The sequence below is a fragment of the Rhodococcus sp. ACPA1 genome, from assembly GCF_002300195.1.
GTDB classification, from domain to species: domain Bacteria; phylum Actinomycetota; class Actinomycetes; order Mycobacteriales; family Mycobacteriaceae; genus Rhodococcus_F; species Rhodococcus_F opacus.
In genome coordinates, this window is record NZ_NSDX01000006.1 from 526672 (window position 1) to 543771 (window position 17100).

11 protein-coding genes and 2 pseudogenes are annotated in these 17100 nt (G+C 64.7%); 10 read left to right on the forward strand and 3 right to left on the reverse strand.

Going from position 1 to position 17100, the window contains the following annotated elements; translation table 11 throughout:
- The first annotated feature begins 91 nt into the window (after positions 1-91).
- From CJ177_RS31900 to CJ177_RS48555, 4 genes and pseudogenes are all read left to right on the forward strand, one after another.
- The gene (locus CJ177_RS31900; protein WP_095869437.1) at positions 92-1237 is read left to right on the forward strand and encodes an acyl-CoA dehydrogenase family protein; all 1146 of its coding nucleotides are present in this window, start codon (positions 92-94) and stop codon (positions 1235-1237) included.
- A gap of 340 nt (positions 1238-1577) precedes the next feature.
- Positions 1578-1904: pseudogene (locus CJ177_RS31905) on the forward strand (LLM class flavin-dependent oxidoreductase); the annotation flags it as partial.
- Between the two features lie 88 nt (positions 1905-1992).
- Positions 1993-2367 carry a hypothetical protein gene (locus CJ177_RS31910; RefSeq protein ID WP_373560068.1) on the forward strand — a complete coding sequence of 125 codons (375 nt, stop codon included), beginning with the start codon at positions 1993-1995 and terminating at the stop codon, positions 2365-2367.
- A 359-nt stretch (positions 2368-2726) separates the two neighbouring features.
- Positions 2727-3016: pseudogene (locus CJ177_RS48555) on the forward strand (IS30 family transposase); the annotation flags it as partial.
- A 331-nt stretch (positions 3017-3347) separates the two neighbouring features.
- On the opposite strand, the gene CJ177_RS31920 reads toward CJ177_RS48555, so the two are convergent.
- The gene (locus tag CJ177_RS31920) at positions 3348-4052 is read right to left on the reverse strand and encodes a GntR family transcriptional regulator (RefSeq protein WP_095869438.1); all 705 of its coding nucleotides are present in this window, start codon (positions 4050-4052) and stop codon (positions 3348-3350) included.
- 113 nt (positions 4053-4165) lie between these two features.
- Between CJ177_RS31920 and CJ177_RS31925 the strand changes: the two genes are divergently transcribed.
- From CJ177_RS31925 to CJ177_RS49495, 5 genes are all read left to right on the forward strand, one after another.
- Positions 4166-7540, forward strand: coding sequence for a molybdopterin-dependent oxidoreductase (locus CJ177_RS31925; protein WP_095869439.1), 3375 nt, complete (start codon positions 4166-4168; stop codon positions 7538-7540).
- 21 nt (positions 7541-7561) lie between these two features.
- Complete coding sequence (locus CJ177_RS31930) at positions 7562-8500, forward strand: ornithine cyclodeaminase family protein (protein WP_095869440.1); 939 nt, start codon at positions 7562-7564, stop codon at positions 8498-8500.
- A gap of 103 nt (positions 8501-8603) precedes the next feature.
- On the forward strand, positions 8604-9995 hold the full coding sequence (locus tag CJ177_RS31935; protein ID WP_373560065.1) for a short-chain fatty acid transporter: 1392 nt from the start codon (positions 8604-8606) through the stop codon (positions 9993-9995).
- A gap of 899 nt (positions 9996-10894) precedes the next feature.
- Positions 10895-11032, forward strand: coding sequence for a hypothetical protein (locus CJ177_RS49490; RefSeq protein WP_373560061.1), 138 nt, complete (start codon positions 10895-10897; stop codon positions 11030-11032).
- Positions 11033-11157: 125 nt separating this feature from the next.
- Positions 11158-11607 (forward strand): hypothetical protein, encoded by a 450-nt coding sequence (locus CJ177_RS49495; protein ID WP_373560062.1) that lies wholly within the window; start codon positions 11158-11160, stop codon positions 11605-11607.
- Positions 11608-12595: 988 nt separating this feature from the next.
- Here the strand turns inward: CJ177_RS49495 and CJ177_RS31955 are convergent.
- Together CJ177_RS31955 and pruA are read right to left on the reverse strand one after the other, a co-directional pair.
- A complete protein-coding gene (locus CJ177_RS31955) occupies positions 12596-13579 on the reverse strand; it encodes a proline dehydrogenase family protein (RefSeq protein ID WP_095869443.1) in 984 nt (327 codons plus the stop codon).
- The gene (pruA, locus tag CJ177_RS31960) at positions 13579-15216 is read right to left on the reverse strand and encodes an L-glutamate gamma-semialdehyde dehydrogenase (RefSeq protein WP_095869444.1); all 1638 of its coding nucleotides are present in this window, start codon (positions 15214-15216) and stop codon (positions 13579-13581) included. The genes CJ177_RS31955 and pruA overlap by 1 nt, the downstream gene beginning before the upstream one ends.
- Before the next feature lie 163 nt (positions 15217-15379).
- Between pruA and CJ177_RS31965 the strand changes: the two genes are divergently transcribed.
- Positions 15380-17083, forward strand: coding sequence for a CdaR family transcriptional regulator (locus CJ177_RS31965; RefSeq protein WP_179443325.1), 1704 nt, complete (start codon positions 15380-15382; stop codon positions 17081-17083).
- Positions 17084-17100: the final 17 nt, after the last annotated feature.

A 17100-nucleotide genomic window follows, 5' to 3' on the forward strand; every position in this document is an offset into this window, starting at 1 on the left:
CCCCAACCGTTGAACACAGCGGCCTCGACCACGCCCCGCGTGGCTCCCGACCGCGGAGCCCGCACAACGACACCTCCGAGAAAGAAACACCATGAACAAACACATTCCGTCGTGGCACGACGACGAGGTCAAGGCGCTGTCCGAGCTCGCGGTCGGGTTCTTCGAACGCGAGGTGGTCGCGCACAACGAGAAGTGGGACGCCCAGCACCGCATCGACCGTGCGGTGTGGCTCGCGGCAGGCGAGCTGGGGTTGCTGTGCTGCTCGATCCCGGAGGAGTACGGCGGCGGTGGCGGCACGTTCGCCCACGACCTCGCCGTGTTCGAGGCCCAGGGCTATGCCGGCGACCTCGCGCTCGGCATCTCGGTGCATTCGGGGATCGTGGCGCACTACCTCCTCGCGTACGGCACCGAGGAGCAGAAGAAGACCTGGCTGCCGGCGATGGCGACCGGGGAGATCCTCGGCGCCATCGGCATGACCGAGCCCGGCGCCGGATCGGACCTCAAGGCGATCAAGACCACCGCGATCCGGGACGGCGACGAGTACGTCGTCAACGGGTCGAAGACGTTCATCACCAACGGCGCGTCTGCCGACATGATCGTGCTGGCGGTCAAGACCGACCCGAAGGCCGGCGCCAAGGGGGTGGCGCTGCTGATCGTCGATCTGCGGGACTGCCCCGGGTTCGCTGTCGGGCGGGTCCTGGACAAGGTCGGTCAGCACGGCGCCGACACGTCGGAGTTGTCGTTCACCGATGTGCGGGTGCCGGTGTCGAACCTGCTCGGTGAGGAGGGGCAGGGTTTCGGGCAGCTGATGGCGCAGCTGGTGCAGGAGCGGTTGATCATCGGCGCGCAGGCGTCCGGTGCGATGACTCGTGCGGTGGAGGACACCGTTGCGTACACGAAGTCGCGGCAGGCGTTCGGGCACAGTCTGTTCGAGTTCCAGAACACGGCGTTCGAGCTCGCCGAGTGCCAGACCATCGCCCGCACGTGTGCGGTGTTCCTGGACCATTGCATCGAGGCGCACCTGCGTGGGGAACTGGACCCGTCCGAGGCGGCGATGGTCAAGTACTGGCTCACCGAGCAGCAGTGCGCGGTGATCGACCGGTGCGTGCAGTTGCACGGTGGTTACGGGTACATGCGCGAGTATCTGATCGCCCGGATGTACGAGGACGCCCGCGTCCAGAAGATCTACGCGGGCGCCAACGAGGTGATGAAGGGGATCATCGCGAAGTCGCTGTAGCCGATGCCGGCTCACGCGACACGTCGTACGCCGCCTCGTCGAACCGGCCGAGTCGCTGCCGCATGCGGTCGGTCGACCACGGCCAGTTGAAGCTGTTGCGGCCGTTGACGTCGACGAAGTAGCGATTCGAACGCTACCGGTATCAGTGTCACCCGCAGCGCATCAGCGCAGTCAGTCCACTGATGTCTGATCCGCGATCTCTGTGTGTCTCGCGGCCCGCGAAGAGTATCCAGCGCAGACACGTTGTCCGGGTTCTGTCAAGGAAGGTTCTACCATGCACATCGCAGGCAGTGTGTTTCTCACGGAATACTCGATTGGTCCCGCTCAGCTGGCTATGGCAATGGAGGAGCGAGGGTACGAGTCGCTGTTCTTACCCGAGCACACCCACATTCCCGTCAGTCGACTGTCTCCGTACCCTGGCGGCGGCGAAATGCCCTCGAAATATGCCCACACCTACGACCCATTTATCGCCCTCACCGCAGCAGCCATGGTCACCACGAGGCTCCGACTCGCCACCGGGATAAGCCTCATCGCTGAGCGCGATCCCATAACGACCGCGAAGGTCGTCGCCTCCTTGGACGTCATTTCCGGCGGGCGCACACTGCTCGGCGTGGGAGCCGGCTGGAACCGCGAGGAAATGAGGCACCACGGCACCGACCCCCGACACCGGTGGGCAGTGCTGCGTAAACGAGTCCAGGCGATGAAAGCGCTGTGGACTCGGAGAAGAAGGGGAATATCACGGCGACTACCGGAAGATGGCGGCGACTTCCGCCCGGTCCGAGGGCACCCCACCGGCCATGCCCGCGGTGATGCAGCGGACCGCCGACGACCCGACACTGAATGTGGCCACGCCCCTGCGCACCCTTCCCGTGCCCACTCCGATCGCGGACCTTCCCCCACGTGGCGAACTCGCCCGGGGCCCCGTCGCGAGCGTCACCGGGGCGACGTCGGTGCTGGTCGGCCTCCTCGCCGCGGTCACCGCCAGCGGTTCGCACGTGGCCGTGATCGGAATGCGTATCTTGGTCTGCTCGCGGCTTTCGGGCGCGGCCGTGCCGCCGTCGAGGGCCCGGGCCGTGGTGGCGCGGGCACGGGCGAAGGGCGCCGTCCTGCTGGTGACCGAGGGGCGCTGAGACGGGGTGGATCTGCGCATCGGGTCCCGCGTGGCCGGATACACCGGTCTTAGTGACAGGCGTGGCCGCGTCACCGGGGGCCGGTACGTCCATTCTTCATCTCCTCCGTCTGATCTGGTACCCATCCCAACGGATCAAGGAGTCACTGCGTGGCGAAACGCCGACCGATTGTGCCATCAGGCCGGAGGACTGGCCATCGTTCGGTCCAGCCGTCGGTGTTTATCACAGCGCAGCTCGCAGTGGGATGGCGCCGGTGTCCTGGGCCTCGAGGACGGTGCGCCAGGCCACCGACCCGGCGTCACTGCGGATCTCCACACGGAGGGTGCGCCGTGGGAATCCTTTGCCGGCGGCCGCCACACCGGGACGCGCTCATCGCCATGATGTGGGAGCTCCCGCGGCAGCTTGCCCGCTCGGTGACCTGGGATCAGGGCACCGAGCTGGCCCGCCACCACGAATTCACCGCCGCCACCGGCATACCCGTGTACTTTTGTGAGCCGCACTCGCCTGGCAGCGAGGAACCAACGAGAACACTAATGGGCTGCTGCGGCAGTACTTTCCCAAGGCCACGGATCTGTCAGACCACACCCGTGCCCACCTCGACGAGGTGGCCGCCGAACTCAACGATCGGCCCCGAAAAATCCTGGAATAGGACACCCCGGCGGAACGACTCGCCACTTTGATCGGACCAGGCCAAGGCGTCGTCCGACGACTTACCGAACGGACTTCGCGGGCGATCGGGTAGCGACGGGAACACCGCTTGTCGGTAGTCAGATCCGGACGTTCGACGACGTTCAACGACGTTCGATGCGGAGTATGCGCCGCGACGAAACTTGGACCTCCGCGCGTTGATCGCCAAGGGCGTCGACGTGATGGTCGAGTCGGGTGCTGTCGGCGGAGCGCTGCTCGTCTCCGCGCAGGTGGAGTGGTTCATGGCAGAGACCGTCGGCTACCTCAAGGGGCGGCGCCCGTTTGGCCGAGGTTTACACGGCGGGGGAGTGTCGACTTGAAGTGTCCTTCGTCGGGCGCTCGCCGGCGCCTGCCCAATCCGAACGTACGTGGCGGAGGTGCGCACGAATCAGCGTGTCCAGTGCACTCGTATTCTTGGCTCGGATAGCTGCAACAATTTCGTGGTGCTCGCTGGCGGAGTCGGCGAGTACTCCGCGTTCTGCCAGATCATCCAGTCCGTACAAGCGCGTTTGGTCGCGCAGTGCCGCGACGGTGGCGACGAGGCGTTTGTTCCCGCAGAGCGTGAGGAGGCTTAGGTGGAAGCGGCGGTCCGCGTCGAGGAAGGCAACGACTTCGCCATCGCGTGCCGCAGCTTCGATGTCGTGAGCGAGTGACTCGAGCTGAGCGATGTCGTCGACGGTGGCGTTCTCCGCTGCTTCAAGTGTTGCGGGGACCTCCAGGAGCATCCGCATCTGGTACACCTCGTCGAGGTCCTGGTCGCTCATGGGAACGACGCGGTAGCCGCGATTGCGCACCGGTTCCATCAGTCCCTGGTTGACCAGGGTGAGGAGAGCTTCGCGTACCGGGCTGCTCGACACGCCTAAGCGTGTGGCCAGTGCTGCTGCTGAGTACATGTCACCCGGTCGGATCTCGCCGGATACCAGCGCCTGCCGAACGATTTCGAGTACTCGGTCGCGCAGTGTGGTGGATCTCAGCGGTCCGATCTCAGGGTCAGCCATTCGTCACCTCCTCTTCACGTTTTCCTTGACTTTACTGGTGTGAAGTAGCACTCTATTCCTACCACGCGGCCGGTAGGCGGTAACCGGTTACCGGTTGGAATAGAGGAGTAGCAGTGTCAGAGGTACGGGGTTACTGCACGTTGTGTCGTTCCCGGTGCGGGGCCGTCTACAACATCGACGACGGCGCCATGACCGGCGTCCGACCGGACTCGGCTCACCCGACCGGCGCCGCGATGTGTCCCAAGGGGCGCGCAGCGCCAGAGATCGTGCACAACCCGCAGAGATTGACGCGGCCCATGCGTCGCACCACTCCGAAGTCCAACCCCGATCCACAGTGGGAGGAGATCGGTTGGGACGAGGCGATGAGTGAGATCGCGGCCAAACTGGGGCAGTTCCGCGACGAGAACGGACCCGAGTCCGTGGCCTTCGCCGTGACCTCACCCAGCGGAACTCCGATGTCCGATTCGATCGACTGGGTCGAGCGCTTCATCCGCCTCTTCGGCAGCCCCAACACCTGCTACTCGACGGAAATCTGCAACTGGCACAAAGATTGGGCCCACACCTTCACTTTCGGTACCAGCCTGCCCACTGCAGATTGGGCAGCAACAGATCTTGCCATCCTGTGGGGCCACAACCCAGCCAAGTCATGGCTGGCGCAGTCCGCTGCCCTCGCCGACACCCGAAGCAAGGGCACGGCTGTAGCGGTGATTGACCCTCGCCGTTCGACGAGTGCGATGCAGGCTGATCACTGGCTGCGGGTCCTGCCTGGAACGGACGCGGCCCTGGCGCTGGGGACCGCCGGCCTTCTGATCGACCGCAGTGGGCACGACGGTGCGTTTCTGCGCGCATGGAGTAATGGACCCCTGCTTGTCCGCACGGATACGGGGCGGTTCCTGCTCGCCGACGATTTGGCACCGGGCCTGGACGGCTATGTGGTGTGGGACGAGCAGGCAGGAATGCCGGTGCCCTATGACACCCGCTTCGCCGCTGCTCACGCCGACCGGTTCGCTCTTTTCGGCAGACGCCCGATCTCGACGTTGGCCGGTGACGTCGAATGCGTTCCGGCGTTCGAGCGGTACGCCGCGGCATGTCGGTCCTGGTCGCTCGGGCGCACCTGTGCCACCACCGGCGTAGACGAGAAGGCGCTCCTGTCGTTCGTCGACGCACTCGCCCAAGCGCAGTCGGTCGCCTATCACGCTTGGTCCGGTGTAGGCCAGCACACCAACGCAACACAAACCGAACGGGCGATCGCGAGCCTGTATGCGCTCACCGGAAGCTTCGACGCGCCAGGCGGGAATGTCATCTTGCCCAAGCACCCGGTCAACGCCGTAACTGGGGTCGATCAATGCGATCCCGGTCAGCGCGCGAAGGCGCTCGGACTCGATCAGCACCCGCTCGGACCCCCGGCACAAGGATGGGTCTCCGGACGCGAGCTGTGTAACGCCATCCTCACCGGTCAGCCGTACCCGCTGCGCGCGTTGGTGGGATTCGGCGCCAACCTCGTGGTCACGCAGCCCGATCCTCGTCGGACGGCAGCGGCACTGCAGAACCTGGAGTTCTTCGTTCACGTGGACCTCTTCCTCAATCCCACCGCTCAATATGCCGACATCGTTCTGCCGGTGAACACCCCGTGGGAGCACGAAGCCGTCAAGGTCGGATGGGAAATCAGTGAGCGCGCGCAGGAGCACATTCAGCTGCGTCCGCAGATGATCGAACCTCTCGGCGAATCCCGATCCGATACCGAAGTGATCTTCGACCTCGCTCAACGGCTGGGCATGGGTGACCAGTTCTTCGGTGGCGACATCGTCTCGGCCTGGAACTATCAGCTCGACCCCCTCGGTGTCACCGTGGAAGAACTCCGCCGCCACCCTGGCGGGATCGATCTCCCATTGCAAACTCGATACCGCAAGTACGCGTCCCCGGACGCCGACGGCGGTGTGACAGGATTCGCCACGCCCACGCGTCGCGCCGAGGTCTACTCGGAGCGTCTGGCCGAACACGGATACTCTCCAGTGCCCGAACATCCAGTGCAAGAACAAGATTCCCGATATCCACTCATCATGACCTGCGCCAAGAACGGCTACTTCTGTCACAGTCAACACCGCGGAATCTCTTCACTGCGCAAGCGATCGCCGGACCCCACTGTCGACATCAGTGCGGAGTTGGCAGCTGGACGCGGAATCGAGGAGGGCCAGTGGGTGGTCTTGTCCACCCGTAACTCAGAGGTCCGTATGCGCGCCCGCCTCGACTCGTCGCTGCACCCACGAGTCGTCGTCGCCGAGTACGGGTGGTGGCAAGAGGGCACGGATCTCGGCTTGCCAGGCTTCGACCCGGTCGCCACGCGAGGCAGTAACTACAACCTTCTCATCGACGACGAGCAGAACGACCCGATCAGTGGCTCGGTACCGATGCGTTCGGCCTGCTGCGACATCAGACCGGAACCCACTGAGACATGGACGGGAACCGTGCCCTTCGTCGTCACGGCAACACATACCGAAAGTAACGAGGTGCGCGCCCTGACGTTACAACCATCGGACGGGCGGCCTCTCCCAGACTTTTTACCGGGACAGCACATCACGGTGTCACATCCGCTGATGGACGGTGAAGCCGCGGTGTCCCGAAGCTACTCACTGACCGGGCCGGCCACCGCCACCGACCGTCAGGCGTACACGCTCGCGATCAGGCATGTCGTCGGTGGGCAGTTTTCCGGGTTTATCCACGAGCAACTTCAGACCGGGACCACAGTCAACGTCTCTGCTCCGTCCGGTCTGTTCGTCATCCCCACCGCGATCGCGCAACCAGTGGTGCTGATCGCAGCGGGGATCGGCATTACCCCGTTCCTCAGCTATCTCGAGACCCTGGCCGGCTGCGCATTTGACCACTCACCGGAAGTGGTGCTGCACTATGGCAGCCGCAATCGAGATAGCCACGTCTTCGCGGATCGAATTCGTGCACTGCAGCAACGACTTCCAACTCTGCGAGTCATCAACCATTACAGTCGGCCAGCCTCGGACGAAAGCGAAGGCACGCACTATGACGTCCGAGGCCGAGTTCGTGCCGAGCACATCGACGCTGATCTGATCCGTCGGAGAGCACGATTCTATTTCTGCGGACCCGAAGAGATGCTCCAAGATCTCATCGACGGTCTCGTCGAACGGAAAGTTCCCAAATTCGACATCTTCGCCGAAAAGTTTCACTCGGCACCCGCCGAGGTCACCATTTCCGATGATGCCCAGGCCACCATCCGATTTGCGCGATCCGGAAAAGAACTGACCTGGCGTAGATCCGACGGCACGCTACTTGAATTCGCCGAACGAGAGGGCGTCGCGCTCCCCAGCGGATGCCGCCTCGGCCAATGCGAGAGTTGCGCGATCAGCGTGCTCTCCGGCCAGGTCGCCCATTTGGTCAAGACGAACGACGACCTCGCCACCGACCAGTGCCTCACCTGCCAAGCAATGCCCTTATCCGACCTCACCCTCGATGCTTGACGACAATCAGGAGACTGCAACATGTTGACGATCAACGCCGAAGACACCGCGACCCTGCTGGCATTCGACGACCTCATACCCGCACTCCGCAAGGGATTCATCCGCGGCGCCTCCACGCCGAATCGACACCATCACACCCTCGACGACACCACAGACGCAACACTTCTGGTCATGCCATCGTGGGACGATCGATACCTCGGTGTGAAACTGGTGGACGTCTTCCCTGCCAACTCAGTGTCTGGCCGCCCTGCCCTGTCATCCGCCTTCATTCTCGCCAGTGCCTCCACAGGGGAGCACCTGGCAGTCATAGACGGCAACGAATTGACACGCCGCCGCACGGTTGCCACATCAGCCTTGGCCGCCTCATACCTCGCACGTCGGGGCAGTACCACCCACCTGATAGTCGGTGCCGGACACATTGGAAGCCTTGCGGCAGAGGCATACCGGAGCGTGTTCGACATCCAGACAGTGCTCATTTACGACCAGTTCGCCGCGAACGCCGAGCGGCTTGCCGAGAACCTGCGCCAGAAGGGAATACAGGCACGCACAGCCGACGACCTCGCATCCGCTGTAGCGAACGCCGATATCATCACCTGCGCCACCCTCGCCACCGAACCGATCATCCGAGGGCGGTGGCTCCAGCCAGGGGCCCACCTCGATCTCATCGGTAGCTTCCGACCCACCATGCGCGAATCCGACGACCAGTGCATCATCCGCAGCAACGTGTACGTCGACACCCCTGTCGCACTCGAGGAATCCGGCGACCTCACCCAACCGATTGCCGATGGGATTCTCGATGCCAGGTCCATCGCTGGCAACCTTCCGCAGCTGTGCCGGGAAGAAGTACACGGCCGTCAGGACAGTAACCAGATCACGTTGTTCAAGGCTGTCGGCAGCGGCCTGGCAGACCTCACCTCCGCCGCATTCGTCTACGACGCGGCACTGCATCCCGTCTCCTGAACTCGACCCACCGTCAACGGAGCCCCACATGAGCAAAATCATGGCTGACGAGTCCATTCCACGTGCATCACAAACCAATACAGAGGAACCGCAGCTAGGTCTTCTGGCGCGCTTCGCTACTCGCTCGTCGAATTTTTCGGAGCGTTGGTTCCCCAGCACACTTGTGTTCGCCCTGCTGACGGTGACCGCCGTTGCGATAGCCGCAATGGGTATCGGAGCCACCCCCGCCGTCGTCGCAAAGACCTTCGGCAACGGATTTTGGGACCTCATCCCCTTCACCATGCAAATGGCGATGGTTGCCATCGGCGGCTACGTCGTCGCGACCTCCGGGCCGGTGGCCCGATTCACCACCCGTATCGCGCTGATCCCCAAGACCGGGCGTGGAGCCATCGTCATGGTGGCCTTCGTCAGCCTGGTCTCGGCGCTCTTCAACTGGGGATTCAGCCTGATCTTCAGCGCTCTGCTGGTCCGGCGACTTGCCGAGCGCGCAGGCCTGAGAATGGACTACCGCGCCGCCGGTGCGGCGGCCTATCTGGGACTAGGCGGCAGTTGGGCGCTCGGACTGAGTTCATCCGCCGCCCAGCTTCAGGCAAACCCCGCCAGCATCCCACCCACTCTCCTCCCCATCACAGGTGTCATCTCCTTCCGAGAGACTATCTTTTCCTGGCAGTCACTGCTGCTCGCGGCGATCATCATCGCTGTATGCATGATTGTGGCGCATCGCTCTGCTCCCCGCGGATCAGTCGTCCGCACCGCGAGTGACCTGGGAATCGATCCCCACGACCCGATCGAGGACCACCAGCCCCGCAGCCGCCCGGGCGAGTGGCTCGAGTACAGTCCGCTGCTGACCCTGGTCGTCGTCGCCCTGACCGCGGGTTGGGCGATCCAAGAGTTCGCAGAGAAAGATCCGATCGTCGCAATCTCCGGGCTCAACACCTACAACCTGCTCTTCCTCACCCTCGGAATGCTCCTGCACTGGCGCCCACGGCTGTTCGTCGCTGCCGTAGCCAAGGCCGTGCCGGCCACAGCCGGTGTACTGATCCAGTTTCCGTTCTACGCCGCCATCGCCGCGATCATGACCAAAGCAGCAGACAGCGACGGCAACACGGTCTCGCACTATTTGGCATCCGCCTTCACCAGCGTCGGCTCACCGGTCCTATTCCCCGCACTGCTCGGCATCTACTCGGTCGTCCTGGGGTTCCTCGTCCCATCCGGCGGGGGCAAGTGGATCATCGAAGCACCTTACGTCATGCAGGCGGCGAACGATCTACACGTCAACCTCGGCTGGACTGTGCAGATCTACAACGCCGCAGAGGTCCTCCCCAACCTCGTCAATCCCTTCTGGATGCTCCCGCTGCTCGGAGTGCTAGGACTCAAAGCGCGCGACATCGTCGGTTTCACCTTCCTCTATCTGCTTGCCCTCGCACCAGTCATTCTCGGGCTTCTGACCCTCCTGTCGTTGACGCTTCCCTATCATCCGCCGATCCAGCCATGAGCCGTTGGCCCGGGATCTCGCGCTTTGGGTCTCTGAGTTCCCGGGCAACGGCGTCACCTGCACTGCGGCGGGGACAACCTCACGCGACTCGCCCAAGCCTTCCCGTGCGGAGCGGGACTCGTCAGGTTGTCATTCAGACGCAGGATCGGCGGCGCTGCGTGCTTACTGCACGCCAGGCGAGCCGGTCGGTCTCGACGACGTCGATGGGGGCGGCTGGACTTGGTCGCCTCGGCCTGCCTCGGCTGTAACCCAATCTATCCGGACCGTGTTTACGTTCCGTCCGTGGCTCACGCGGGTGGCGACGGCACAGGTGGTGGCGACCCGGCGGATCCTGGCGTACCGGGATACCGCGATCACGGCACTGTCGGACCGATTAGATTCGGCCACCGGGTTTTTGGCGACGCCGACCGAACCAGTTGACTCTGCCTCGGCGGGCTTCGTCCGGGGCGTGCGAGGTCAGTTCACCGCCCGCGCCTGCTGCGGCGGTGGGGGGCCGGCCTGCCGGTTGCGGATCACCGAGGTGCAGGTACCACCGCGGATTGCGGCGGTGGCCCAACTATCGGCCGCCGATCGGCACCTCGCGCAGATCACGGTGGCCAGCTGTGAGCTGGATTGACGGTGAAGTTTGCCCACCGGGCGCGACCCCGGCGGGCGGGCGCAGTGGCCGTGGGTCCGGCTGACTGCCGCCATCCCGAAACACAGGACCTGCGCGGCAGGGCGATCATGCGACTGGCATCTGCCGACGCTCGTTCTCGACCACCGGGGACTGCTGTGGCGGTGCGCCGCGACTGAACTCGTTCCGGCAGACGACGTGGAATCGCCCACCTTCGCGGTCGGGTCGACCGGTCCCCGTCCACGCTCGGCGGCGCAGCCATCGGCGCCGAAATCCTGAAGGGCTGTTGTCGGACTATCGGGGCTTTACCTACGCCGACCGGGGCCTCGGAATCAAACTGGCCCGCCTACTGGGCGAGGGGCAGATGCTGCACCGGTTGATACGACCGGCCGCCACCGCCCGCCCGCGGCCCGCGCACGGCTAGAAGAGAAGATCGCCGTCCAGACAGCCACCGCACCGCGGTGGGTATCAAGAAGGGGAAGATCAACCGGGACCGGGCGTTCCACTTCGCCCGCCAGGTCACCGACTACGCCAGCGCCGCGCGCGGATATGATCGCGGTCGAAGGTCACCCCCTCGAGACCCGCGGACACGGACGGGTCAACAACAACCGGACCGTGCAGTCCGCCCGCCGCCAAGCCGTCGCTGCCCTCGCTCATACCGCCGCTGGTATCGGCATCGCGCTGGTCGCAGTGTCCACCCGAGGATCGTCCGCGTTATGTTCGGGCTGCGACGAACCGATCGCACGCCCCGGCGGCTACCATCACGCGGGTGTCCACGCTGCCGGGTCGGCGGCAAACCGAGACCATGTGGCCGGAGTCAACCTGGCCACACGCGCGCTGCTCGGCAGACGCAAGGTCACCCGTCGGCATGGCGAGTTGTACGCGGTCTGGGTGGCCGAGCATGCGCCGGTGCGCAAGCCGCGACAAGGACGGCACGACACCGCGATACCGACGGGTCCGCCGTGGTCTGCCCACCGTGACACAGCGGATGGGGGGTGAATCCGAAACAGCATGTTCGTACGCCAATCCGGTGGGATGGGACACGGTCAATCCCACACCACCGCAAGGTGATGCGGGATTGACCGTGACACAACATCTCCAACGCCGCCGCTCCAGTGGCAGATAGTATGAGATCAGCCTAAACGCTAGGGCACATTTGGTTCGGCCCGCCGTCGCTAATGCGCTGATTTGTACCGGCGGGGTGCCAGTTTGATGCGCCGGTGCGACATGCTAACTCCCTGTAGGTCGTCTGGAATCGCAGTCAGTAGGTTGCGCAAACCGACGTGGGTGAGTACGCCGATACCGGAGGCGTGAGCGGCATTTCTGGGCGAGCTGGTGGAGGACCGGAGCGGGAAGGCCCGCGGCTATGCCAATTCGCTGATTGAGCTGTGACAGCAGGTGCTGGAAGTACACACCCTGGGAGAGGCCGAACTCGACAAGGATCTCTTCTCGGGACCCGCCGCCCCAGTGCCGCCATTTCTGGGCGAAGGCGAGCATGTAGTTGGTGTTCTAATCCTCGTGTGCATCGATGGAGATGTATCCCGTTCAGTGCCTACGGCAGTGATCGGGTGAACGTAAAAGATCGTTATGCCGGAGCAAACGTCGCTGTGGATGCGTTGCTGACGCGGCGGGGTATCGCTGTCGGCGACCTCGGTGCGAGGATGATGAGGGGGCAGACGGACGTCTATTGGGTACACAGACAAGGCAATTGATGACCGCCGCCAACTTGAACGCAGAGGGCCCACGTCAGGCGTTCTTGCACGGAAGTCAGTTACTGGTGGTGTTGTGTGGGCGCCGGTACCACGCGGCGTACGGATGCTGTGAGTGCGGAGCAGCATCGATTCGCACACGATGCCACCAGGAGAGGCGTTGCCAAATCCGGGTCACCGCGCGCATTTAGATGCCTGCGTTCGCCGACATGAAGCTTGTCAGCTTCATGTCGGCGGGATCATCAATCGTGGTTGTCTCGAAACGAGATTCTCGGGGTCTAGTTCGTCGAGACCAGTGACCGAAGGAAGAACGCCAAGTTCGCGGGGCGTTCGGCGAGGCGGCGCATGAAGTAGCCGTACCACTGCTCACCGTAGGGCAGGTAGACCCGCAGATGCTGCTGCTCGCCGACGAGGCGGAGCTGTTCGGCATCGCGGATGCCGTAGAGCATCTGCAGTTCGAATTCGTCGGTGGTGCGACCCGTGGCCTTCGCCTGCGCCAGCGCGGCGCCGACCATGGCCGGATCGTGGGAGGCGACCATCGGGTAGCCCTGGCCGTTCATCAGGATCCGCAGGCACCGCAGGTATGCCCCGTCGACCGCGGTCTTTTCTTGATGGGCAACAGATGCGGGTTCCTTGTACTCGCCCTTGCACAGCCGGATCCGTGATCCGGGCCCGGAAAGGTCCTTGCAGTCCGCTTCGGTGCGCTTGAGGTAGGCCTGCAGCACGGTGCCGAGAGACGGGAAGTCCTGACGTAGTTCGCGCACGATCGACAGGGTCGAGTCGGTGGTGGTGTGGTCCTCGGCGTCGACGGTAACCCACGCGCCGGCTTCCTCGGCGGCGGTGCAGATCTTGTGGGCGTTCTCGAGGGCGACCTTGTGACCGTCGCGGGGTAGGAACTGTCCGAGCGCCGAGAGTTTGAGCGACACCTCAACATTGCGCACCGGGGAGGGCGGGAAGGTCGTCTTGTTCTTCTCACCGTCCTGGGTGAAGCGGGACAGAGCGGACAACAGGGTGAGGTAGTGCGAGACGGTGTTGTTGGCCTGGGCGAGGTCGGTGGTGTCTTCGCCGAGGTGGTCGATGCTGATGTAGCGGCCAGAGTCCAAGATCGAGGTGGTCGCGGCAACGGCCTGGTCCTCGGTTTCACCGGCGACGAACCGGTCGACCAGGTTGCGGGTCACCGGGATCTTGGTGACGGTGCGTTCCATGCGGGGCGAGCGGGCTGCGGCGAGCAGGGCGGGCCGGAGCAGGTCGGAGAGTGCCATCAGATGTCCTGGTGCGGGTAGTGGTGGTCGGTGGCCGGGACGAATGTTTCCTTGATGGTGCGGGCGGAGGCCCAGCGGAGCAGGTTCTGCGGGGAGCCGGCCTTGTCGTTGGTGCCCGACGCCCGCGCCCCACCGAAGGGCTGTTGTCCGACGACGGCGCCGGTGGGCTTGTCGTTGATGTAGAAGTTGCCGGCGGCGAATCGCAGGTCGTCGGTGGCCTGGGCGATCGCGGTGCGGTCGTCGGCGATGATCGACCCGGTCAGCGCGTACGCGGACCCCTTGTCGACCAGGTCGAGGGCCTTGTCGAACGATCCGGCGGCGGAGTCGTCGTAGACGTGGACGGACAGGATCGGTCCGAAGTATTCGGTGCGGAAGGCCTCGTCGGTGGGGTCGTCGCCGAGGAGAACGGTGGGGTCGACGAAGTAGCCGACGCTGTCGTCGACGTGGCCGCCGGCGGCGATGGTCAGGCTGGGGGTGGCCTTGGCGCGGGCGATGGCGTCGGCGTTGCGGTCGAAGGCCCGCTGGTCGATGACGGCGCCACCGAAGTTCGAGAAGTCTGTGACATCTCCGTATTTCAGTGTCGATGCCTTCTCGATGAAGTCGTTGCCCATCTTCGCCCACAGGGACTTGGGGACGAAGGCGCGGGAGGCCGCGGAGCATTTCTGGCCCTGGTAGTCGAACGCGCCGCGGATCAGTGCGGTGGTGAGGGTGTCGGGGTTGGCGGAGCTGTGGGCGAGGACGAAGTCCTTGCCGCCGGTCTCGCCGACCAGGCGGGGGTAGCTGTTGTAGTTCGAGATGTTGTTCCCGACTTGGCGCCACAGGTGCTGGAAGGTGGCGGTGGAGCCGGTGAAGTGGATTCCGGCGAGGCGGGGGTCGGCGAGGACGATGTCGGAGACCTCGGCGCCGGGGCCGTTGACGAGGTTGATCACACCCGGGGGCAGGCCTGCGGCCTCGAGCAGTTTCATCGTCCAGTACGCGGCGACGGCCTGGGTCTGCGAGGGCTTCCACACCACGGTGTTGCCCATCAGGGCGGGGGCGGTGGGCAGGTTGCCGGCGATGGCGGTGAAGTTGAACGGGGTGATGGCGTAGATGAAGCCCTCGAGGGAGCGGTATTCGAGCTTGTTCCACACGCCGGGGGAGGAGATCGGTTGGTCGGCGAGGATCTGGCGGGCGAACTGGACGTTGAAGCGCCAGAAGTCGATCAGCTCGCACGGGGTGTCGATCTCGGCCTGGTACGCGGTCTTCGACTGGCCGAGCATGGTTGCGGCGGCGAGGGTTTCACGCCACGGGCCGGACAGCAGGTCGGCCGCGCGCAGGAACACCGCGGCGCGGTCCTCGAAGGACAGTGCCCGCCAGCCCGGGGCAGCGGCGGTGGCGGCGGTGGCGGCGTCCTGGATGTCCTGGGCGCCGGCATTGGTGAAGGTGCCCAGGACCGCGGCGTGCCGGTGCGGCTGGACGACGTCGATCGCGGGGCCGGTGCCGCGCCGGTGCGCACCGCCGATGACGTTGTGGATCTCGGTGGGGTTGGACCCCAGCTCGGCCAGTTTCGCCTGCAGCCGCACCCGTTCTGGGCTCCCCGGCGTGAAGGAGCCCACCGGCTCGTTGATCGGCTGGGGCGTGGTGGTGACGGCGTCCATGGAACCTCCTACAAACGTGTGGCGGCGCGACAGTCGCCGCTCGAACTAGCCAAAGTCAACACCAGAACAAGTCCCAGACAATGAGCCAGGAGGACAAACTTTGCAGGGCAGAGTTGTACTCTTGGCTAAGACGCTTTCTGAGTTCCCCATTGGAGACCTGCCCGTGACCGCTGACGATCGAACACTCCCGAACGATCTTGCCGCAACCGCGGAATCAACCGAAACCATCACGCTGCGTGAGCTTCTCAGTGCGCTCGACAGTGCGGTTGTCGAGCTGGTCGATGCCCCGGCCGGTGACGACGTCGTGGTCTCCTCGGTGGCGCTCGTCGATAGTACGGACCTGTCGGTCGAGATCGAATCGCAATCTCCGATGCCGGACCTCTTCCTCCACGTCGGGGTCGGCAAGGCTGAGGCGGCGCGTTGGTTCGACCAGGTCGCACAGCGCGCTCCCGCACACCGACCGCGCGCGGTGATGTCGAAGATGGCGACCGAATCCCGCGGGCTGCAGACCGCCGCCCACAGTGCCGGTGTCGCGCTGGTTGCCGTACACCCGAAAGCTCGATGGGACCACGTATTCCCGCTGGTGCAGCGCATGCTCGATCGCTCCCGTCGGCGGCAGGCCCGGCTGGGGGACCCGGATCTGCTGGCCACCGACACCGATCTGTTCGGACTCGCCCAGATCGTGGCCCAGAACTCTGGTGGCATGGTGTCGATCGAGGACGCGCAATCGCGCGTGCTGGCGTATTCGGCGTCCGACGAAGCGGCGGACGAGTTGCGGACGTTGTCGATCCTCGGCCGGGAGGGGCCGCGAGATTATCTGCGTGTGCTGCAGAAATGGGGGGTGTTCGACCGGCTCCGCGAAAGCGACGAGGTGGTCGACGTGCCCGCACACGAGGAGCTTGCCACCAAGCGGCGATTGGCGGTCAGCATCCGGCAGTCCTCCGAAGATGGTTCGGCCGCACCACGGTTGCTCGGTTCGATCTGGGTTCAGCAGGGGGACACACCATTCACCGCGGATGCGGCCGACGTGCTGCGGGGGGCGTCGGCGATCGCCGCGCGCATCATCTCCCGAAGCCTCAACGCCCCGTCCACCGAAGCACTGTTGATTCAACGGCTGTTCGGCGCGCGCGGTGGAGGAGTGGACGTCCCGTCCGTGGCCAATGCCCTGAACCTGCCAGTCACCGGACCGGCCGCAGTCGTCGGATTCGCGCCGACCGCGACGGAGGCCGCAGCGCCGATCGGCGAGTTCGCCGCTTCGGGGAACATGCTCCGCCTGCATGCGAGCTCGTTCAGCCGTGAGTCGGTGGCCACCGTCATCGGCGACCGCGCGTATGTTCTACTGCCGAGCTACAAATCGGCAAGCAGTGTGGCGGCGTGGACCCGGCAACTCGTCGACCAATTCGAAGCGAAGCGGTCGATCGTCCTGCGTGCCGCGATCGCCATCCCGGTGCCGGACCTGGGACAGGTCGCCGGTGCCCGGAGCGAGGTGGACCGAGTCCTGGACGGCACTGCCGCGACCTTCCCGGAAGGGCGAGTGACCACGCTCGCAGAATCTCGTACTCCGGTCCTTCTCGGGGAGATCCTCGACCTCGTCGGCCGGCATCCCGAACTGCGCGACCCACGCCTGGATGCACTGATCGACTACGACAGCACGCACGCATCGAATCTCTGTGAGAGTGCGGAAGTGTACCTCGCCGACCACGGCGACGTCCGTGCCGCCGCGACCGTACTCCAGGTGCATCCGAACACCCTGCGCTATCGGATCCGTAGGGTCGAAGAGATCGTCGGGATCGACCTGCAGGATGCCTCCGACCGGATGCTGTTCGAATTACAGCTTGCCCTGCACCGCCGAACAGAAATCGGATAACGCCTGTTCCCGGCGTT